The 20,750-nt window shown below is 69.4% G+C and carries 17 protein-coding genes; 11 read left to right on the forward strand and 6 right to left on the reverse strand.

Translation table 11 applies throughout. The features are described 5' to 3' along the window. Nucleotides 1-19 precede the first annotated feature (19 nt). The 4 genes from ACHWVH_RS05515 (at nucleotide 20) to ACHWVH_RS05530 (ending at nucleotide 4,484) form a co-directional block, all read left to right on the forward strand. Nucleotides 20-595: a hypothetical protein gene (locus ACHWVH_RS05515; protein ID WP_043094366.1), complete on the forward strand. Its 576-nt coding sequence runs from the start codon at nucleotides 20-22 to the stop codon at nucleotides 593-595. Nucleotides 596-605: 10 nt separating this feature from the next. Further along, the gene (locus ACHWVH_RS05520) at nucleotides 606-1,769 is read left to right on the forward strand and encodes a heme A synthase (RefSeq protein WP_017914359.1); all 1,164 of its coding nucleotides are present in this window, start codon (nucleotides 606-608) and stop codon (nucleotides 1,767-1,769) included. After that, complete coding sequence (gene cyoE / locus ACHWVH_RS05525) at nucleotides 1,766-2,659, forward strand: heme o synthase (protein WP_017907662.1); 894 nt, start codon at nucleotides 1,766-1,768, stop codon at nucleotides 2,657-2,659. Before ACHWVH_RS05520 ends, cyoE begins: the two co-directional genes overlap by 4 nt. Before the next feature lie 88 nt (nucleotides 2,660-2,747). Further along, nucleotides 2,748-4,484, forward strand: a complete 1,737-nt coding sequence (locus tag ACHWVH_RS05530; RefSeq protein WP_295924933.1) for a PAS domain-containing methyl-accepting chemotaxis protein — start codon at nucleotides 2,748-2,750, stop codon at nucleotides 4,482-4,484. Between the two features lie 168 nt (nucleotides 4,485-4,652). Here ACHWVH_RS05530 and ACHWVH_RS05535 read toward each other — a convergent pair whose 3' ends face one another. Together ACHWVH_RS05535 and ACHWVH_RS05540 are read right to left on the reverse strand one after the other, a co-directional pair. Further along, nucleotides 4,653-6,239, reverse strand: coding sequence for a thioredoxin family protein (locus ACHWVH_RS05535; protein WP_295924935.1), 1,587 nt, complete (start codon nucleotides 6,237-6,239; stop codon nucleotides 4,653-4,655). A gap of 202 nt (nucleotides 6,240-6,441) precedes the next feature. Then, nucleotides 6,442-7,431 (reverse strand): bile acid:sodium symporter family protein, encoded by a 990-nt coding sequence (locus ACHWVH_RS05540; RefSeq protein ID WP_295918168.1) that lies wholly within the window; start codon nucleotides 7,429-7,431, stop codon nucleotides 6,442-6,444. 242 nt (nucleotides 7,432-7,673) lie between these two features. On the opposite strand from ACHWVH_RS05540, the gene ACHWVH_RS05545 reads away from it, so the two are divergent. Next, entirely contained in the window at nucleotides 7,674-8,846 is a 1,173-nt protein-coding gene (locus ACHWVH_RS05545; protein ID WP_295918171.1) for a hypothetical protein, read from the forward strand. 128 nt (nucleotides 8,847-8,974) lie between these two features. Here ACHWVH_RS05545 and dnaG read toward each other — a convergent pair whose 3' ends face one another. From dnaG to rpsU, 4 genes are all read right to left on the reverse strand, one after another. Further along, entirely contained in the window at nucleotides 8,975-10,717 is a 1,743-nt protein-coding gene (dnaG, locus tag ACHWVH_RS05550) for a DNA primase (RefSeq protein WP_295924941.1), read from the reverse strand. A gap of 71 nt (nucleotides 10,718-10,788) precedes the next feature. After that, on the reverse strand, nucleotides 10,789-11,703 hold the full coding sequence (locus ACHWVH_RS05555) for a YihY/virulence factor BrkB family protein (RefSeq protein ID WP_394686822.1): 915 nt from the start codon (nucleotides 11,701-11,703) through the stop codon (nucleotides 10,789-10,791). Nucleotides 11,704-11,844: 141 nt separating this feature from the next. Beyond that, nucleotides 11,845-12,291, reverse strand: coding sequence for a GatB/YqeY domain-containing protein (locus tag ACHWVH_RS05560; protein ID WP_010341627.1), 447 nt, complete (start codon nucleotides 12,289-12,291; stop codon nucleotides 11,845-11,847). Nucleotides 12,292-12,535: 244 nt separating this feature from the next. Beyond that, nucleotides 12,536-12,751: a 30S ribosomal protein S21 gene (rpsU, locus tag ACHWVH_RS05565; RefSeq protein WP_003465342.1), complete on the reverse strand. Its 216-nt coding sequence runs from the start codon at nucleotides 12,749-12,751 to the stop codon at nucleotides 12,536-12,538. A 122-nt stretch (nucleotides 12,752-12,873) separates the two neighbouring features. Here rpsU and tsaD point away from each other — a divergent pair, with 122 nt between their 5' ends. The 6 genes from tsaD to ACHWVH_RS05595 all read left to right on the forward strand — a co-directional run bounded on the left by tsaD (nucleotide 12,874) and on the right by ACHWVH_RS05595 (nucleotide 20,594). After that, nucleotides 12,874-13,956, forward strand: coding sequence for a tRNA (adenosine(37)-N6)-threonylcarbamoyltransferase complex transferase subunit TsaD (tsaD, locus tag ACHWVH_RS05570; protein WP_148829651.1), 1,083 nt, complete (start codon nucleotides 12,874-12,876; stop codon nucleotides 13,954-13,956). Between the two features lie 70 nt (nucleotides 13,957-14,026). Further along, nucleotides 14,027-14,380 carry a dihydroneopterin aldolase gene (gene folB, locus ACHWVH_RS05575; protein WP_017912042.1) on the forward strand — a complete coding sequence of 118 codons (354 nt, stop codon included), beginning with the start codon at nucleotides 14,027-14,029 and terminating at the stop codon, nucleotides 14,378-14,380. After that, entirely contained in the window at nucleotides 14,377-15,696 is a 1,320-nt protein-coding gene (locus ACHWVH_RS05580) for a mechanosensitive ion channel family protein (protein ID WP_043094374.1), read from the forward strand. Before folB ends, ACHWVH_RS05580 begins: the two co-directional genes overlap by 4 nt. Before the next feature lie 79 nt (nucleotides 15,697-15,775). Then, nucleotides 15,776-17,224 (forward strand): circularly permuted type 2 ATP-grasp protein, encoded by a 1,449-nt coding sequence (locus ACHWVH_RS05585; RefSeq protein ID WP_010341631.1) that lies wholly within the window; start codon nucleotides 15,776-15,778, stop codon nucleotides 17,222-17,224. Next, nucleotides 17,224-18,165 carry an alpha-E domain-containing protein gene (locus ACHWVH_RS05590; protein WP_043094377.1) on the forward strand — a complete coding sequence of 314 codons (942 nt, stop codon included), beginning with the start codon at nucleotides 17,224-17,226 and terminating at the stop codon, nucleotides 18,163-18,165. The genes ACHWVH_RS05585 and ACHWVH_RS05590 overlap by 1 nt, the downstream gene beginning before the upstream one ends. Nucleotides 18,166-18,419: 254 nt before the next feature. Then, a complete protein-coding gene (locus ACHWVH_RS05595; protein ID WP_394686823.1) occupies nucleotides 18,420-20,594 on the forward strand; it encodes a glycoside hydrolase family 3 N-terminal domain-containing protein in 2,175 nt (724 codons plus the stop codon). Nucleotides 20,595-20,750: the final 156 nt, after the last annotated feature.

A 20,750-nucleotide genomic window follows, 5' to 3' on the forward strand; every position in this document is an offset into this window, starting at 1 on the left:
GCATGAGAAAATCCCCGGCATGAATGCTCCCACCCCGGCCCCGCGCCCGGCGGCCGCACGCGGCCGCTGGCCGCTGATCGTGTTGTTCGTCCTGTTCTTCGGCTCGATGCTGGTCGCCGGCGCGTTGCGCTTTTCCGGCTGGCAGCCGGCCGCCAGCCGCAACCACGGCGAACTGCTGCAGCCGCCGGCCGACCTGCGCGCGCTGCAGCCGCGGCTGGCCGACGGCCGCGTCTACGCCTGGGAGCCGCAGCGGCGGCTGTGGCGCATCGCGCTGGCGCCGCCGGCGGACTGCGGCAGCGCCTGCGAGGCGCTGGCGCGCGATCTGGACAAGGTCTGGCAGCTGTTCGGCCACGATGCCGACCACGTGCAGATCCTGTGGATCGGCACGCCGCCGGCCGCCGCCCAGGCCCTGCCGCAGGTGCAGGCGCTGCGCGCGGATCCGGCGCTGCTGGCGGCGCTGCCGCGGGTGCGCGATGCGGGCGGGGTGCCGGTCTACGTCATCGATCCGAACGGTTTCGTGGTGCTGCGCTATGCCCCCGGGTTCGACCCGGCCGGGTTGCGCGCGGACCTGGCGAAACTGCTGAAACTCCTGTGAGCCGCTTCCTATGACCTTGTTCGCGCGCCCGGCGCTGTTCCGGCATTTCCACCGCATGGCCTGGCTGGCGGCGCTGTTCACCGCCAGCACCATCATGTTCGGCTCGTTCGTGCGCCTGTCCGATGCGGGCATGAGCTGCCCGGACTGGCCGACCTGCTACGGGCGCATCACCTGGCCGCAGACCAGTGCCGAAGCCGATACCCACGCCGCCAGCAAGATCCGGCCGCTGGAGACGCACAAGGCCTGGCGCGAGCAGATCCATCGCTTCCTGGCCGGTGCGCTGGGCGTGGAAGTGTTGGTGCTGTCGCTGCTGGCGGCGCGGCGGCGCCGGCTCGGCATCGCCCAGATCGTCACGGCGGCGGCGCTGGTGGCGCTGTCGATCCCGCTGTACATGTCCGGCTGGCCGGGGCTGGCGATGCTGGTGGCGGTCGGCGGCGAGGCGATCCTGCTGCTGGCGGCGCTGCGCTGGTCCAACGACGACCTGGCCCGTGCCGCGGTGCTGACCCTGTCGGTGGTGATCTTCCAGGCCCTGCTGGGCATGTGGACGGTGACCCTGCTGCTCAAGCCGATCGTGGTGATGGGCCACCTGCTGGGCGGCCTGCTGATGTTCTCGCTGCTGGTATGGATGGCCTGGCGCGCCACCCACCTGCCGATCACCCTGGCCGATGCGCCACGCCTGAAGTGGCTGCTGCGCCTGGGCGTGGCGGTGCTGGTGCTGCAGATCGCGCTGGGCGGTTGGGTCAGCGCCAACTACGCGGCGCTGGCCTGCGGCGGCGGCAGCTGGTCGGCCGACAACTTCCCGCGCTGCGTCAGCCAGTGGTGGCCGCCGCACGATTTCCGCGAGGGCTTCACCCTGTGGCGTGGCATCGGCGTGGACTACGAAGGCGGCGTGCTCGACGGCGCGGCGCGCATCGCCATCCAGATGGCGCACCGGATGATGGCGATGGTGGTGGCGGCCTACCTGCTGTGGCTGAGCTGGCGCCTGAGCCGCACGCCGGGCATGCGCGGCTGGGCCGCGGCGCTGGCGCTGCTGCTGGTCGCGCAGGTGTGCCTGGGCATCCTCAACGTCAAGCTGGCGCTGCCCCTGCCGGTGGCGGTGCTGCACAACGCCGGCGCGGTGGCGCTGCTGTTCGTGCTGGTGTCGTTGCTGGCGCGCTTGCGGGCGCCGCAATGAGCGCGCACCGCGTCCACTGGCGCGACTATTGGGACCTGACCAAGCCCAAGGTCGTGGCGCTGATCGTGTTCACCGCCCTGGTCGGCATGTGCCTGGCGATCCCGGGGCTGCCGACCTGGGCGCAGGTGCGCACCGGCCTGCTCGGCTTCTTCGGCATCTGGCTGGCGGCCTCGGCGGCGGCGGCGATCAACCAGCTGCTGGACGCGCGCATCGATGCGCAGATGGCGCGCACCTCCTGGCGTCCGCTGGTGGTGGGCAAGGTGCTGCCGTGGCAGGTGCTGCTGTTCGCCACCCTGCTGACGGCGCTGTCGATGACCGTGCTGGTGGTGTGGGTCAACTGGATCACCGCGGTGCTGACCTTCGCCTCGCTGATCGGCTATGCGGTGATCTACACGGTGTTCCTCAAGCGCACCACGCCGCAGAACATCGTCATCGGCGGCCTGGCCGGCGCGGCGCCGCCGCTGCTGGGCTGGGCCGCGATCACCGGCATGCAGGGCCAGTGGGACTGGGCCTATGCCTCGCTGCTGGTGCTGATCATCTTCGTGTGGACGCCGCCGCACTTCTGGGCGCTGGCGATCTTCCGCCGCGCCGACTACGCCAAGGCCTCGATCCCGATGCTGCCGGTCACCCATGGCGTGGCGCATACCCGCCGGCAGATCCTGGTGTACACGGTGCTGCTGGTGGTGGTGACGCTGCTGCCGGTGGCGGTGGGCATGAGCGGGGTGTTCTACCTCGGCGGCACCCTGGTGCTGGACGCGGTGTTCCTCTGGTACGCCTGGCGCATGCTCGATCCGCCGGACGAGATGTTCTCGATGCGCATGTTCGGCTACTCCATCGTGTACCTGATGGCGCTGTTCGCGTTCCTGCTGGTCGATCACTGGATCGCCTGAACCGCGCGTTCAGCCCCCCGCTCAAGTGTTGCCGGTCGAGGTCGTTACCGTGCGAACGACCAAAATCGGCAGAGCCGCGGAGACACGTATGTGGGGCAAGAGCAAGCAAGACGCGGCGAAGCTGCAGGCACTGACCGAGCGCCTGCGCGAGGCCGAGGCCAACCGTGACCGCGCCCGTGCGCAGGCCGACAGTGCCCTCGCCAATCTGGACGACATGCACGTCCGTTTCGACATGGTCACCAAGGCGACCACCGACGGCCTGTGGGAAATGCGGGTGATCGCCGGCGATCCGGTCAACCCCGCCAACGAATTCTGGTGGTCCTCGCAGTTCCGCGCGATGCTGGGCTTCTCCTCCGAGCTCGACTTCCCCAACGTGCTCGACAGCTGGGCCTCGCGCCTGCATCCGGACGACAAGCAGGCCACGCTGGACGCGTTCGCAAAGCACCTGGGCGACCGCAGCGGCCAGACTCCGTACGACGTGGACTACCGCCTGCAGCTGAAGAACGGCCAGTACCGCTGGTTCCGCGCGATCGGCACCACCCAGCGCGACGCCCAGGGCTTACCGCTGCGGGTGGCCGGCGCGCTCACCGACATCACCGAGCGGCGCGAGCGCGAGGCGTTCCTGGACGTGGTGCTGACCCGCTTCGAGCTGGGCGCGGACATGCTCAACGACGGCCTGTGGGACATGAGCGTGGTCGCCGGCGATCCGATCAATCCGTCCAACGAGTTCTGGTGGTCGGCGCAGTTCCGTTCGCTGCTGGGCTTCGCCTCCGAGGCCGAGTTCCCCAACGTGCTCGACAGCTGGTCCTCGCGCCTGCATCCGGAAGACGCGCAGCTCGCGCTCAACGCGTTCGCCGCGCACCTCAACGACCGCACCGGTCGCACGGGCTTCGACATCGAATACCGCCTGCAGCTGAAGAACGGCGAGTACCGCTGGTTCCGCGCGCGTGGCCTGACCAAGCGCGCCGCCGACGGCACCCCGTTGCGCGCGGTCGGCGCGTTGCTGGACATCCACGCCGCGCGCCAGCTCGGCGAAGCAGCGCACACCCTGCAGACGGCCGCCGCGGAGATGGTCGACGACAACAGCGACTTGGCCCGGCGCACCGAGCAGCAGGCCGCGGCGCTGGAAGAGGCGGCCAGCTCGATGGAAGAGATCACCGGCACCGTGCAGCGCAATGTCGAGCACGTCGGCCACGCCAACCGCCTGGTGGACGGCGCCAGCGACGTCGCCCAGCGCGGCGGCGAGGTGGTGCGCGACGTGGTCCAGACCATGGCCGGCATCGAGAGCGCGTCGCGCAAGATCGCCGACATCATCAGCGTGATCGACGGCATCGCCTTCCAGACCAACATCCTCGCCTTGAACGCGGCGGTGGAAGCGGCGCGCGCCGGCGAGCAGGGCCGCGGCTTCGCCGTGGTCGCCACCGAAGTGCGCAGCCTGGCCCAGCGCTGCGCCGATGCGGCCAAGGAAGTGCGTGGCCTGATCGCCGGTTCCAGCGAGCAGGTCGATCGCGGCTCGGCGCTGGTCGCACGCGCCGGCGCCACCATGGAGGAACTGCTCGGCTCGGTGCGCGAAGTGCAGCGCATCATGACCGACATCGCCGGCGCCAGCCGCGAGCAGAGCGCCGGCATCGGCCAGGTCAACCAGATCGTGGTGCAGATGGATACCGCCACGCAGCAGAACGCGGCGCTGGTGGAAAAGATGGCCGAAGCCGCGCGCGCGCTGGAAGGGCAGGCGCAAGGCCTGAATGCGCATACCGGCAGCGGCCGACGCCCCGGCAGCCAGGGCGCCGGTCAGCCGGTGGCGCCGGTCCGCGTGGCGGCCTGACCGGAGCCGGCGGCGCGCGCGTTTCGCGCGCCGCCAACGCAAGGCGGTTGCGACCGCCTGCGCGCCGCGTTGCAACGTCGCAGTGCCGATGCCGGGACTGCGACGGCGCCGGTGCAGCGGTCTTGCTCGCGTGGAAGCGTGATGCGGCCGGTGGCGCGCCTTGCGCCCTCACCCCAGCCAATGCTGGCAGCCGTCGCCCTCCTGGCTGCCGCAGCTTTGCTGCATCTTGTGCTGCAGCCGCGCGAGCACCGCGCTGCCGTCGTGGCCCTTGCTCCAGGTCTGCAGGGTCTTGGCCAGGGTGTCGAAACGCTGCCGGGTACGCTGGTGATAGCCGTCGGGCTGGCCGGCCAACTCCCCAATCACTTGTCCGGCGGCCGCCTCGATCGCGGCCGCATTGTCCGGCTGCAGCCGGACCAGCCCATCGACATAGAGTACGCCCCACTGCACGCGGGTGGCCGGGCCTTGCGCGCTCTCGTAGGCCTTCTTCAGCCAGAACAGCGCCGTCTGCTTGTCGCCGCGCGCCTCGGCCAGGCCGGCCAGTTCCGGCATGTAGTAGTACGGGGTCTTGCTGCGCTGAAGCTCGGCCAGCAGCAGTTGTTCGGCACCGGCGCTGTCGCCGGCGGCGTCCAGCAGGCCGGCGGCGCTGCTGATCGTTGACTGGCGTTCGTAGTCGGTCCTGGCGGCCTGCTCGGCCCAGTGCACGCGCTGCTGCACCTTGGCGACCACCGCCGGCGGCAGCGGCGGATGCGGACCGTCGCCGGCCTCGGCCGGCTGGCCTTGCGCCAACCGCGCCAGGGCGATGTCCGCGGCAGCGGTGTCCAGGCGATCGCTGATCGGCAGGCTGCTGTCGGCGTAGACCTGGTCCAGCGCATGGGTCAGCGCGGCCGACAGCGTGCTGCGCTCGGCGGCATCGCTGGCCGCGGCCTGCACCAGCTCGCGCGCCGCATAGGTCAGCGTGCTGCGGTTTGCGCGCACCTCGGCCGGGTCGGCCAGCACCGCCTGCAGCAATTCGCGGTCGGCGGCGCGGTGCTTGGCATCCACCTTGGCAGCCTTGGCCGGATCCTGCGCGGCCAGCGCCAGCAACGCGAAACGGCGCTGCAAGGCCGGCTGCGGCGCGGCCGCGGCCAGCCGCGTGAGCACGTCGGCGGCCTGACCCGGCTTGACCAATTGCGCCGCATCCACCGCCCAGCCGTATTCGCCGAGCAGGGTCCAGTCGTCGGCGCTGAGCGTGGCCGGCGCCTTCAGCGCTTGCTGCAGCAACTGCGCCGAAGTGGTGGTGCGGGTCGCGGCCACGCGCAGGGCCTCGGCCAGGCGCACGGTATCGCTGTCCCCGGCCAGGCGGGTGATCTCGCTGCGGTCCGGGCGCAGCACGATGATGGTCGGATAGCCCTTGACGCCGAAGCGCTCGCCCCAGGCCTGCGCGCCTTCCGAATCGCCGTCCAGATGCACCGCGACGAAGGCGCGGGTGCGGGCGATGAACGCCGGGTCCTTGAACAGCGTGGCCTTGAGCCGATTGCAGGGCGGGCACCAGGCCGCGCCCCAGTACAGCAGCACCGGCTTGTCGTGTTCGCGCGCTTCGGCGAAGGCGTCGTCGACGTCGCCCTCGCGCCAGGCGATGCCGGCGCTGTCGGCGGCAGGCGCCGCTGGGGCGGCCTTGGGCGCGGCAGGCGCGGGCGGTTGCTGGCAGGCACTCAGCGCCAGCAGCGCGGCCAGGCTGGCGGAGATCGTCGCGGAACGGCGGAACATGCGGCTCATGGGGGCACCGGGAGGGGAGGGGGACACGGCGCCGGCCGTGCCGGCCGTCTACTGTACGCAGCCGTTGCCGTCATCGCTCATGCCGGCTGCGCATCTGCATATGCCGCCCGTGCAGGTGCTGCGCGGCGCATGACACGCGCTTGCGGCCCGCGTCGGCGCGGCGTGCCGGCCGGCGCCCGCGACCGCCCCTTGCCGTTCGCCGCTAGCCGGTCGCTTCTGCCTTCGCCGCGCGCGCGTAGCGTTGCGCGATCACCGCGCAGACGATCAGCTGGATCTGGTGGTAGATCATCACCGGCAACACGATCGCGCCGAGGCTGCCGCTGGCGAACAGTACCTTGGCCATCGGCACGCCGGTGGCCAGGCTCTTCTTCGAGCCGCAGAACACGATCGGAATCTCGTCCTCGCGGGAAAAGCCCAGGCGCCGTGCGCCGAAGGTGATCAACGCCATCGCCAGCGCCAGCAGCACCACGCCGACCACGGCGACGCCGAGCAGCGCCGGCAGTGGCGTCTTGCGCCACAGGCCTTCGACCACCGCGGCGCTGAACGCGGTGTACACCACCAGCAGGATGGTGCTCTGGTCGGTGTAGCGCAGCACTGCGCGGCGGCGTTCGACCCAGCCGCCGATCCAGCGCTGCAGCAGATGGCCGGCGACGAACGGCACCAGCAGCTGCAGCATGATCTTGCCCATCGCCTCCAGCGGATTGGACATGGCGTTCTGCGCGTCGGTCAGCACGCCCATCAGCAGCGGCGTCAGGAACACTCCGAGCAGGCTCGACAGCGAGGCGCTGCACACCGCCGCCGGCACATTGCCGCCGGCCATCGAGGTGAAGGCGATCGACGACTGCACCGTGGACGGCAGCGTGCACAGGAACAGCACACCGATGTACAGGTCCGGGGTCAGCAGCCAGTGCGACAGCGGCTTGAACAGCAGGCCCAGCAGCGGGAACAGGATGAAGGTGGCGGCGAAGATGGTCAGGTGCAGGCGCCAGTGCAATGCGCCGGCGACGATGGCCGCGCGCGACAGCCGCGCGCCATGCAGGAAGAACAGCGCGGCGATCGCCAGATCGGTGACCACGTCCATCACCGACGCCGCGCGTCCCTGCACCGGCAGCAGCGAGGCCAGCAGCACCGTGCACAGCAACGCCAGGGTGAAGGGTTCGATGCGCAGGCGCGCAAGCCAGGACTTGATCATGGGGGAAGGTAGAGCGGGGGGGAGTGGTGCATTTTAGAAAGTATGGCGCCCGCACGCGAATCAGGATGCACCGCGTAGACAACTCGCAGACATGTTGCGGTGTCGGTCGTTTCCGGCGGATGCGCGCATCGGTGGCTTGCTAGATTGCCTTTGCCCGTCCGAGTGGGGGAGCGCGTCGGGCACGATGGCGCGCCACGCGTGCGCAATCGCCTCCCGCTTCTCCAGGGATCAGGAGCACGCACATGCAATACGATCAGTACCAGACCGTGTTTGCGCTTTCGAGCTTGGCCAATTGGGTCAGCTTCAGATTCGGCTCAGCGGAACAGCTACAGAAGGACTATCAAAAGACCATCCTGGCGACGCTGGCGTCTCCGGTAGCACAGCAGACAATCGGCAATTGGGAACTGGTGTGGGGGCCGCAGGTCTGGCAAGCGGATGGTTCGAAGGTCTCGGACAATGCCATGTACGTGGCCAAGTCGAGCAACTTGGGCAGTCTTGCCGGAGACGTCTATGTCGTAGCGATTGCCGCCACCAATCCGATCTCGCATTACGACTGGTACATGGAAGATTTCGGGGTCAACCAGGTGGTGGACTTCTCGAACTACGATCCCACCGCACACACCGAGCCGGTTCCGCTTTCGTCGCCGACCGAGACCAATACCGTCATTTCGCTGGGTACCGCGCTAGGCGTCTGGCGTTTGCTGAACATGGCGAGTCCTTCATCTGTGAAATCCCAAGGCGATACGCCCGCATCTCAAGGCGATACGTTGGCGACGTTCCTGAAAAACGTCGCGAGCAGCGGCGCGACCGTGATCTTCGCCGGCCATAGCCTGGGTGGTGCGCTGTCGCCGACCGTGGCGACCTGGCTCAAGAGCAACCACTGGCTGGACGGAAGCAAGGCAGTCTATTGCTACCCGACCGCCGGTGCCACGCCAGGCAATGCCGCCTTCGCCGAGCTTTTCAATACGACGTTGCCGCCGACGACCGGCGATGGCTATCGGGTGTGGAATCGCGATGTCTGGAACTCCTACGACGTGGTGCCGCATGCCTGGGATACCGGGATGCTCGCGCAGATAAGCACGCTTTACGGGAACAAGCCGATACCGCTGATCGATGAAGAAGTCAAAAAAGCGATAGCGAATGCGGAATTGTCCAAGATCAGCTACAAGCAAATCCCCAATCAAGAACTTCTCGGCACACCGGGCGCTGTCCCGACTACCGCCTTGGGATTCATGATCGAGGCGAAAAACCAGCACACCAAAGCCTACGCCTCGCTGATTGCGCCCCACATCAAACCGGTATTGCCGCCGCCGCAGGAGCTGCTGACATTGGAAATGGACGAGGACGCGGAACTGTATGCGCTGCTTTTGCGGCTTCAAGCGAAAAGCGGTGCATCTGCTCTGGCGCAGTCCTGAATAGCGCAAGCTCGGCGCGAACGCTGCCGCGACACGATTGCCTAGAATGGCCAATCGTGTCGCGGTGGCGATAGCCCCATGGAATGCAACGCAAGGCCTGGTGGCGGCGACTGCGTCTGCCGCCAGACTCAATGCAGCCCCGCACGCGCCTTCAACAGTTCCCGCAGCTCGTACTTGTCGGTCTCGTCCAACCCTTGCGCGCGCTGCTTGGCCTGCAGTTCGTCCAGGCGCTGCTGCAGCGTCTGCTTTTCCAGCTGCACGACCACGTCGTGCAGTTCCTGGCGCCAGCTGGCGGTCTCGCCGGCGATCTCCTGCACCGCCAGCTTCTGCAGTGCGGCCAGTTCCTCGCGTTCGTGGAAGTGTTCGAGCAGGGCGCCGGTGGTGATCTCCGGGCGCGCATGCACGATCTGCAGCAGTTCGATCATCAGCTCGATGCCGGGCAGGCGCAGGCCGGCGAACGGGTAGGGCGGCGGCAGGTCCAGCGCCAGCGACGGCGCCTGCAGCAGGCGCACGATCCCCTCGCGGACCAGGCTGCGCTTGTGCGCCGGGCGCGGCGCGCGCGGCGGCGGCCGGCTCGCCGCGGCCGTGGCGACTGCCGGTGCGGCGGCGCCGATGCCGGTGAGTTCGGCCAGGCGCTGACGCATCAGGTCGCCGAAGGCGCCGTCGGGAATCTGCGCCAGCATCGGCCGCGCGCGTTCGGCCAGGCGCGCCTTGCCGTCGAGCGTGCCGAGGTTGATCTCGCGCGAGAGTTCGTCGAAGAAGAACTGCGACAGCGGCGTGGCCTGGACCAGGCGCGCGTCGAAGGCCGCGGCGCCTTCCTTGCGCACGATGGTGTCCGGATCCTCGCCATCGGGCAGGAACAGGAAGAACGCCTGGCGTCCGTCCTTCATCCGCGGCAGCACCGATTCCAGCGCCTTCCAGCCGGCGCGGCGGCCGGCGGCGTCGCCGTCGAAGCAGAAGAACACGTCCGGCGCGTTGCGGAACAGCAGTTCGGCATGGTCCGGCGTGGTCGCGGTGCCCAGCGTCGCCACCGCCTGGGTGACGCCGAACTGGAACAGCGAGACCACGTCCATGTAGCCCTCGACCACGATCAGCCGCTCGATCTTCTGGTTGGCCTGGCGCACCTGCCACAGGCCGTACAGTTCCCGGCCCTTGTGGAACAGCGCGGTCTCCGGCGAGTTCAGGTACTTGGGGCCGTCGTCCTTGTCGAGCACGCGGCCGCCGAAGGCGATGACCCGGCCGCGGCGGTCGAAGATCGGGAACATCACCCGGTCGCGGAACTTGTCGTAGACGTGGCCGCGGTCGTTCTTGGAGAACAGCCCGGCGCGGTCTAGCAGCTTGAGCCGGCGCTCGTCGGTGCCCAGCGCGTCCTTGAGCGCGCTGTAGCCGTCCGGGGCGTAGCCGATCTGGAAGCGCGCGCGGTTCTCTGCGTCCACGCCGCGGCCGTCCAGGTAGGCGCGCGCCTTCTCGCTGCCGTCGAACTGGCGCTGGAAGAACTTGGCCGCCGCTTCCAGCGCGGAGTACAGGTCGCGATGGTCGTCGCCGGCGGCCTGGGCGGCACCGCGCTGCTGGGCGTCGCGCGGGATCTCCATGCCGGCGCGCTTGGCCAGCTCGTCGACCGCGTCGAGGAATTCGAGGCGGTCGTAGTTCATCAGGAAGCTGATCGCGGTGCCGTGCGCGCCGCAGCCGAAGCAGTGGTAGAACTGCTTGGTCGGCGACACCGTGAATGAGGCCGAGCGCTCGTCGTGGAACGGGCAGCGCGCCGCGTACTCCTTGCCCTGGCGCTTCAGCGGCACGCGCGTGCCGATCACCTCGACGATGTCGGTGCGTGCGAGCAGGTCGTCGATGAATGCGTCGGGGATGCGGGCCATCCGCATAGGATGCCACGCGCGTGCGCCGTCACGCTGGCCGCGCGGCCTGCGTGTGGTTCAGCACCGTGCGGTCAGGGCGCCGGCGGTGCCTGCGCAGCGCTGCGCGGGTCGATCCCGGCCGCGACGAGCTTGCTGTGCGAGCGCAGCCGCTCGTCGATCACCGCGGTGATCAGCGCGCCGACGAAGAACACCACGGTGGCGTAGTAGATCCACACCAGCAGGATCACCAGCGCGCCCATCGAGCCGTAGGCGCTGCCGGGCGCGGCGGTGGCGATGTACAGGCCGATCGCGTAGCGCCCGGCCACGAACAGGCAGGCGGTGATCGCGCCGCCGATGATGGCCTGGCGCCATTCCACGCGGCGGTCGGGCAGGTAGTGGTAGAGCACGGCGAAGGCCAGCACGTAGATCGCCAGGGTCGAGACGTAGCCGACCGCCGGCAGCAGCGACGGCATCCGCGCGAACACCACCTGCAGCACGGTGGTCAGGATCATCGAGATCAGCAGCAGGAAGCCCAGCGCGAATACCACGCCGAAGGAGAACACGCGCTTCTTCAGCCAGGCCATGAGGCCGTCCAGGCGCTGCTTGTCGGTGCGGAAGATCAGGTTCAGCGCGTTCTGCAACTGCGCGAACACCGCGGTGGCGCCGACGAACAGCAACAGGGTGCTCCACAGCCCCGCCAGCGAGCCCACGCTGGGCTGGTTCTTGGCGTTGTCGATCACCGTCTGCGCGACCTCGCGCGCGCCGTGCCCGGCCAGTTGCCCGATCTGCGCGATCAACGCCTCCTGCGCCTGCGGATACAGCGAGGCGGTGAGCCACAGCAGCAGCACCAGCAGCGGCGCCAGCGACAGCAGCGCGTAGAACGACAGCGACGCCGCCTGGGTCATCACGTCGATCTCGACGAAGCGCCGCACCAGCGCGGCCGGCAGGCTCTGCTGCAGGCGGTCGAGATGTTTGTGCAGGCGATCGGACGACAGGGGCATGGACATGGGCGCGGGACCTTCGGCGCGCGGCGTCGCAACGCCGGTCCCGCACTGCGCGCAGAAGGGGGCGCGGGCTTGCCGGCGTTGTAGCAGCCCGTCGCCGAAAGGCGGGTGAAGCCCGCCGCGCGCGCTAACGCATCGGTGCGGTCAGCCGGCCAACTGCTGCTTGACCAGCACCGAGACCTGGCCCATGTCGGCCTTGCCCGCGAGCATCGGCTTGAGCACGGCCATCAGCTTGCCCATGTCGGCCGGGCTGGCGGCGCCGGTCTGCGCCTTCGCCGCCTGGATCGCGGCGACGATCTCGGCCTCGCCCATCTTGCTCGGCAGGTAGCGCTCGATCACCACGATCTCCTCGCGCTCCACCTGGGCCAAGTCGTCGCGGCCGGCGGCCTGGTACTGGCTCACCGAGTCCTTGCGCTGCTTGACCATCTTGTCCATCACCGCGATCACCGCGGCGTCGTCCATCTCCACGCGCTCGTCCACTTCCTTCTGCTTGATCGCGGCGTTGATCAGCCGGATCACGCCCAGGCTGTGCTTGTCGCCGGACTTCATCGCGGCCTTCATGTCGTCGGTGAGCTGCTGCTTGAGGGTCATGAGGGGCTCCACAGGAGAGAAAAAGGGAAAGGGCATTCTAGGCAAGCGCGCTGGCGCAGGCCGTGGCCGAAGCGGCACGCGGGTGCCGAGGGACAGGGATGGGGCCGATGCCCGCGCGGGGGCGGAGCGCCTGGCCAAGGCGGAAGACGCACAAAAAGCCGGCGACGCTTGCGCGTGCCGGCTTCGTGGGCTTACCGTAGCGGATGCCGAAACCGGCACATCCCGCTACCGCAGGCCGCGATCCTCAGTACAGACGCTGGCGCTTGGTGACGTCGCGCGAGGTGCGACGCAGCTGGCGCTTCACCGCGGCAGCGGCCTTGCGCTTGCGTTCCTGGGTCGGCTTTTCGTAGAACTCGCGCTTGCGGGTTTCGGCCAGCACGCCGGCCTTTTCGCAGGTGCGCTTGAAGCGACGGAGCGCAAACTCGAAGGGCTCGTTCTCGCGGACTTTAACGCTGGGCATGGAATCTCCGGGACACAATGGTGACCGGGTCAGGCCCGGCGAGCCGCACATTATAGCGACAGATTTCGCGGCTGCAAGCACCCCGTTTGGCCTGCCGCCGATTCGGCCGCACAATGCACCCCATGAACGTGCTCGGCATCGAATCCAGTTGCGACGAAACCGGCGTCGCCGTCTACGACACCACCCGCTCCGGGGCGGCCGCGCTGCGTGCGCATGCGCTGTACAGCCAGATCGCCCTGCACGCCGAGTACGGCGGGGTGGTGCCGGAGTTGGCCAGCCGCGACCACGTGCGCAAGCTGCTGCCGCTGATCCGCCAGACCCTGGCCGAGGCCGGCCTGCAGGTGCGCGACCTGGACGGGGTGGCCTATACCGCCGGCCCGGGCCTGGTCGGCGCGCTGCTGGTCGGTGCCGGCGTGGCCCGCGCCCTGGCCTGGGCGCTGGAGGTGCCGGCGATCGGCGTGCACCACATGGAAGGCCACCTGCTGGCGCCGCTGATGGAGGATCCGGACCCGGTGCACGGCGCGCCGGCGCCGCCGTTCGTGGCGCTGCTGGTCTCCGGCGGCCACACCCAGCTGATCGCGGTGGAGGCCATCGGCCGCTACCGCCTGCTCGGCGAGACCCTGGACGACGCCGCCGGCGAGGCCTTCGACAAGACCGCCAAGCTGATGGGGCTGCCGTATCCGGGCGGCCCGCAACTGGCGGCGCTGGCCACGCAGGGCACCTCGGGGCGCTTTCGCTTCGCCCGGCCGATGACCGACCGGCCCGGCCTGGACTTCAGCTTTTCCGGGCTCAAGACCCAGGTGCTGCTGGCCTGGCGCGACAGCGACCAGTCCGACGCGGTGCGCGCCGATATCGCCCGCGGCTTCGAGGACGCGGTGGTGGATACGCTGGCGATCAAGTGCGAGCGCGCGTTGGAGGCGGCCGGCAGCGACACCATCGTGGTGGCGGGCGGCGTCGGCGCCAACCTGCGCCTGCGCGCCAAGCTGCAGGCGATGGCGCAGGCCCGTGGCGGCCGTGCCTGCTTCCCGCGCCCGGCGTTGTGCACCGACAACGGCGCGATGATCGCCTTCGCCGGCGCCCTGCGCCTGCAGGCCGGCCTGCACGACACCGCGTCCGCGGTGCAGGTGACGCCGCGCTGGGACATGGCGGACTTGCCGCCATTGGCGGCAAGTCGGGAATCGGGAATGGAGAATCGGGAATCGTGAGCGGCTCACGCGCCGCTTTTGCCTCTGCTCTTACCATTCCCCACTCCCTATTCCCCATTCCCCGCTCCCCATGGATAAAGTCTTCATCGAAGGTCTGGAAATCGACGCGCTGATCGGCATCTACGATTGGGAGCGGCGGATCCGGCAGACGCTGCGCTTCGATCTGGAAATGGGCTTCGACAACCGCAAGCCCGCGGCCAGCGACGACATCGCCGACACGCTCAACTACAAGGCGGTGAGCAAGCGCCTGGTGGAACTGGTCGAGCAGTCCGGCTACGGGCTGGTCGAGACGCTGGCCGAGCGCTGCGCGGAAGCGGTGCTGCAAGAATTCGACGTGCAGTGGCTGCGGCTGAAGCTGAGCAAGCCGGGCGCGGTGCGCGGAGCGCAGGCAGTGGGGGTCATCATCGAGCGCAGCCGCGCATGAGCACGCAGGCATCGCTGCCATTCGCCAGCGCCGCGCCGGCGGCGCTGCCCGGCGCGCGTTTCTTCGCCGACCTGCAGCACACCCTGGCGCCGTATCCCTGGGCCTACGACGCGATGGTGATCGTGGCGCTGTTGCTGGCGGCGTGGCTGGCCAACTGGGTGACCAAGCGGATCCTGCTGCGCGGGCTGCGGCGGGCGCTGCGCGCCACCGTGCTCAGCGACAAGGAAGTGAAGCTGAGCGTGATCCCGCGCCTGGCCAACGTGATCCCGGCGCTGGTGCTGTCGCTGGGCATCGGCGCGGTGCCGCACCTGCCGGCGGCGATGGTCAGCGTGGTGCGCAACGTCTGCGCCGCCTTCATCGTGCTGACCGTGGCGCTGGCCCTGTCGCGCGTGCTGGACCTGCTCAATCACGTCTACGAACGGCGCCCGGACGCGCACAACAAGCCGATCAAGGGCTACATGCAGTTGCTCAAGATCGTGCTCGGCGTGGTCGCGGCGGTGCTGATGGTGTCGGTGCTGGTCGACAAGTCGCCGGTGATCCTGCTGTCGGGCGTGGGCGCGATGATGGCGGTGCTGATTCTGGTGTTCCAGGACACCCTGCTGTCGCTGGTGGCCAGCGTCACCATCAGTTCCAACGACATGGTCCGCGTCGGCGACTGGATCGAGATGCCGCAGCAGAACGCCGACGGCGACGTGATCGACATCGCGCTGCATACGGTCAAGGTCCAGAACTGGGACAAGACCATCACCACCATCCCGACCAAGAAGCTGATCAGCGACTCGTTCAAGAACTGGCGCGGGATGAGCGAGGCCGGCGGGCGCCGGATCAAGCGCGCGCTATATCTGGACCAGCACAGTGTGCGCTTCCTCGACGCTGCCGAGATCGAGCAGATGCGGCAGTTGACCGTGCTGCGCGAGTACATCGACCGCAAGCGCGACGAACTCGGCGCGTGGAACGGGGCGCTGGCCGAACGTGGGGTGGCGCCGATCAACGGCCGCCGGATTACCAACCTCGGCACCTTCCGCGCCTACGTCGAGCACTATCTGCGCGCCAGCCCGCACGTGCGCCAGGACATGACCCTGCTGGTGCGGCAACTAGAGCCGGGCGCCAACGGCCTGCCGCTGGAGCTGTACTGCTTCGCCAACGACACCCGCTGGGCGATGTACGAGCAGATCCAGGCGGACCTTTTCGATCACCTGCTGGCGATCCTGCCCAATTTCGACCTGCGCGTGTTCCAGGCTTCCAGCGACGCGATGTTCATGGACAGCGCGCGGATCCGCCGCGCCCCGGACGCCGTGCCGCCGCCGGCGGCTTGACGGCTGTCACGTCTGCGGGCATGTTGCGGGACAACATGCCGGCGCCTCTCGCCGCCGGCCCGCAGCAACAAGGGGCGCGATGGACTGGAGCAAGTACCGCACGGCCACCTTCGACGAGCTGATCCAGTCCGACGGGCAGCCACGTCCGGCCGCGCGCCGGGTCATCGAGTACCTGTCCAGCCTCAGTGGACGCGAATTGTCCGAACGCCAGCTCGCCGCCGACGTCGCCGCGCGGGTCATGGGCATCACCTTCACCGTCTACTCCGACGGCCGTAACGTCGACCGCACGCTGCCGTTCGACCTGATCCCGCGGGTGATCCCACTGCACGAATGGCAGCGCACCGAGGCCGGGCTGAAGCAGCGCATGCGTGCGCTCAACCTGTTCATCGGCGACATCTACGGCGCCCAGCGCATCGTCAAGGACAAGGTGTTCCCGGCGATGCTGCTGGAGCATTCGGTGAACTTCCGCCCGCAGTGCGTGGGCATCACTCCGGCTCTGGGCGTGTGGGCGCACGTGTGCGGCTCGGACCTGGTGCGCGACGCCGACGGCACCCTGTACGCGCTGGAGGACAACCTGCGCATCCCCAGCGGCGTGTCGTACATGCTCGAGAACCGCATGGTCGCCAAGCGGGTGTTCCCGGAGCTGTTCGAGACCAGCGCGATCCTGCCGGTGGACGACTACCCGGCGCAGCTCTACGACACCCTGGCGGCGCTGTCGCCGCGCCCGGGCGACCAGCCGGTGATCGCGCTGCTGACCCCGGGCATCTTCAACAGCGCCTACTTCGAGCATGCCTACCTGGCGCAGGCGATGGGCATCGAACTGGTCGAGGGCGACGACCTGTTCGTGGCCGACGACGACTGCACCTACATGCGCACGGTGTACGGGCCGCGCCGGGTCGACGTGATCTACCGCCGGGTCGACGACCTGTTCCTGGATCCGGAGGCGTTCCGCGCCGATTCGGTGCTGGGTGTGGCCGGGCTGATCCGCAGCTGGCGCGCCGGCAAGGTGGCGCTGGCCAACGCGCCGGGCGCCGGCGTGGCCGACGACAAGGTGGTGTTCGCCTACGTGCCGAAGATGATCCGCTACTACTTGGACGAGGAGCCGATCCTGCCCAACGTGCCCAGCTACCTGTGCCACGACGACAAGGACCGCCAGTACGTGCTCGAACACCTGGACGAACTGGTGGTGAAGCCGGCCAACGAGTCCGGCGGCTACGGCATGCTGATCGGCCCGCGCTCGACCACGCGTCAGCGCGAGCAGTTCCGCAAGCTGATCCTGGCCGACCCGCGCAACTACATGGCGCAGCCGACCCTGGGCCTGTCCACCGCGCCGATCGTGACCGAGGCCGGGCCGGCACCGCGGCACCTGGACCTGCGCCCGTTCATCCTGTCCCGCGAGGACGTCTACGTGACCACCGGCGGGTTGACCCGGGTGGCGATGGAGGAGGGCTCGCTGGTGGTCAATTCCTCGCAGGGCGGCGGCGCCAAGGACACCTGGGTGGTGGACCTGGACGAGGAGCTCGACTGATGCTCTCGCGCGTCGCCGACAACCTCTACTGGTTCAGCCGCTACGTGCGCCGCGCCGAGACCACCGCGCGGCTGGTGGGAGTGGGCAGCCTGCTGCAGTTGGACCTGCCGCGCTCGGTGCGCTTCGCCTGGCGGCCGATGATCGACACGGTCGGCGCCGGCGAGATCTTCGCGCTGTGGTTCCCCAATGCCGGCGACGACGTCGGCGACGCCGACGTGGTGCGCTTCCTGCTGCTGGACGAGCGCAATCCGTCCTCGCTGCGCAGTTCGGTGCAGTACGCGCGCGAACTGCTGCGCAGCATCCGCGACACCCTGCCGCAGGAAATCTGGGAAGCGGTCAACGACCTGCACCTGTACATCGACGCCAACGGCGAGCGCAGCGTCGGTCGCCGTTACCGCATGGAGTTCCTGGGCCACGTGACCGACGCCTGCCTGAAGGTGTCCGGGCTGCTGACCGCCAACGTCAGCCGCGACATCGGCTTCCAGTTCCTGCGCCTGGGCACGGCGATCGAACAGGCCGACATGACCACGCGCATCATCGATGCCGGCGCCTCTGGCCTGATCACCCCGCGCAAGGCCGACGACCGCGAGGCCTACCAGGCCATGCAGTGGATGAGCGTGCTGCGCGCGCAGGCCGCCTACCAGATGTACCGCCGCCACGTGCGCCAGCGCGTCACCGGCGAGCAGGCGCTGCGCTTCCTGCTGCAGAACAACGATTTCCCGCGCAGCGTGCAGTTCTGCCTGGTCCGCGCCCAGCACATCCTGCCGACCATGCCGCCGCGGCCGCCGGTGGAGCGCGCGCTGATGCGCATCAGCGGGCTGGTGCGCAATGCCGATCCGGCCTACCTGGCCGCGCACAACCCGGCCGGGTTCATGGACGAGATCCAGACCCACCTCGGCCACCTGCACAGCGCCATCGCCGAGGCCTACTTCAGCTCCTGAGCTGAGGCGGGCGGCCTGTGCGCTGCGCCAGCGGCCGGCCGCGGCGATCCCGGATCCGCGCCGGGCCGGGCCCGGCGTTCCCTCCAGTCCCCCCTAGGCGGCGCCCCTTCGCCGGCGTATGGTGCGCGGCGGCAGGGTCGGCCCCGGTCGGTAGACAGTTTTATGAATAGGCGATTCCGGCGCCGGAACTTGCCCCATCGACTGGCCGCAGAGCTAGAATTGGCGGCTATGTAAACGTTTTCTCAAAGGACCCCATGGCTTCGGATCGTATCGAATCGCTCATCGCCCGCATGACCGTCGAGGAGAAGGTCGGCCAGCTCGGCGTCTTCGCCGACATGGTGCGCCCGTTCGCCCCCGACGTGAATCCGGAAGCCAACGTCCGCAATGCCGACGAGGTGCTGCAGCAGGTGCGCGCCGGCCGGGTCGGCTCGCTGTTCAACGGCGTCGGCGCGGAACTGGGGCGGCGCATCCAGCAGGTGGCGCTGGAGGAGAGCCGGCTGGGGATCCCGGTGATCCTGGCTGCGGACGTGATCCATGGCATGCGCACGGTGTTCCCGATCCCGCTGGGCGAGGCCGCCAGCTTCGAGCCGGAACTGGCCGAGCGCACCGCGCGCGCCACCGCGGTCGAGGCCACCGCCGCCGGCATCCACTGGACCTACGCGCCGGCGGTGGACATCGCCCGCGATCAGCGCTGGGGCCGCGGCGCCGAGGGCGCTGGCGAGGATGTGGTGCTGGGCTGCGCCTTCGCCGCCGCGCGCGTGCGCGGCTTCCACGGGCCGGACCTGCGCGCCGACGACGCCTTGCTGGCCACGCCCAAGCACTTCGCCGCCTACGGCGCGGTCGCCGCCGGCATGGAGTACGCCAGCGTCGACATCGCCCCGCAGACCCTGCGCGACGTGCATCTGCCGCCGTTCCAGGCCGCCTTCGAGGCCGGCGCGCTGAGCGTGATGACCTCCTTCAACGACATCAACGGCGTGCCGGCCAGCGCCAACCACGAACTGCTGACCGAGATCCTGCGCGGCGAATGGAAGTTCCCCGGCGTGGTGATCTCCGACTACACCGCCGACATGGAGCTGATCGCGCACGGCTATGCCGCCGACGAGCGCGACGCGACCAAGAAGGCGTTCCTGGCCGGCATGGACATGAGCATGCAGAGCGGCTTCTACGCCGCGCACCTGCCGTCGCTGGTGGAGGACGGCGAGGTGCCGATGGCGCTGCTGGATGCCTCGGTGCGCCGCGTGCTGGAACTGAAGGAGGCGATCGGCCTGCTCGACGATCCGTACCGTTCGCTGGACCCGGCGCGCGAGGCCGACCTGTCGCACATCGCCGCGCACGATGCGCTGGCGCGCGACGCGGCGCGGCGCTCGATCGTGCTGCTGAAGAACGACGGCCCGGTGCTGCCGCTGCGCAAGCAGGGCCAGAAGATCGCGCTGATCGGCCCGTTCGCGCAGGACCGCGACAACATCGAGGGCTGCTGGACCCTGTTCGGCGACAAGACCCGCTATGTGTCCCTGGAATCCGGCGTGCGCGCCGCGCTGGCCGACGCGCAGGCGCTGACCGTGGTGCCCGGCTGCGGCCTGGAAGCGCCGCTGGACGGCGGCATCGAGGCGGCGGTGGCCGCCGCGCGCGCCGCCGACGTGGTGGTGCTGGCCCTTGGCGAGCCGCAGCGCTACAGCGGCGAGGCGCAGTCGCGTACCCAGATCGTGCTGCCGCCGGCGCAGCAGGCGCTGGCCGAGGCGGTCGCCGCTACCGGCACGCCGCTGGTGGTGCTGCTGCGCAACGGCCGCGCGCTGGCGCTGCAGGGTGCGGTGCGCGACGCCGCGGCGATCGCGGTGACCTGGTACCTGGGCACGCAGACCGGTCCGGCGGTGGCCGACGTGCTGTTCGGCGACTACAACCCGTCCGCGCGCCTGCCGGTGAGCTTCCCGCTCGATGCCGGGCAGCAGCCGTACTTCTACAACCACCCGCGCACCGGCCGGCCGGAACTGCCGACGATGAGCGAGTTCAAGTCGCGCTGGCGCGAGGTGCCGAACGCGCCGCTGTATCCGTTCGGCCACGGCATCGGCTACACGCAGTTCGCCTACGGCACGCCGCAGCTCGACCTCACCCAGGTCGGCTGGGACGACACCCTGACCGTGACCACGCGCATCGACAATGTCGGCGAGCGCGAAGGCGAGGAAGTGGTGCAGCTGTACATCCACGACCGCGTCGCCAGCCGGGTGCGCCCGGTGCGCGAGTTGAAGGCGTTCCGCAAGGTGCGGCTGGCCGCGGGCGAAGGCATGGAGGTCCGCTTCACCCTCGACCGCCACGCGCTGGCCTTCACCGGCCGCGACGGACAGTGCGCGGCCGAGCCGGGCCTGTTCGACCTGTGGGTGTGCGCGTCCTCGGCCAGCGGCGAGCCGGTGGCCTTCGAGCTGCTGCCCGGCTGAGCCGGCGCAGCGACAGCCGTCGCCGACGTGGGCGTGACGCCGATGGTGATTCGGCCGCGCGGATCGCCCTGATCCGGAGGCAGCGCCATGCCGCCCGGAGGACGCGCGCTGGCTGCTCTTGCAGCCACTTTCATGGTCTGGCGTGCCTCTATGGGG

The sequence above is a fragment of the uncultured Xanthomonas sp. genome (assembly GCF_964278005.1).
GTDB classification, from domain to species: domain Bacteria; phylum Pseudomonadota; class Gammaproteobacteria; order Xanthomonadales; family Xanthomonadaceae; genus Xanthomonas_A; species Xanthomonas_A sontii.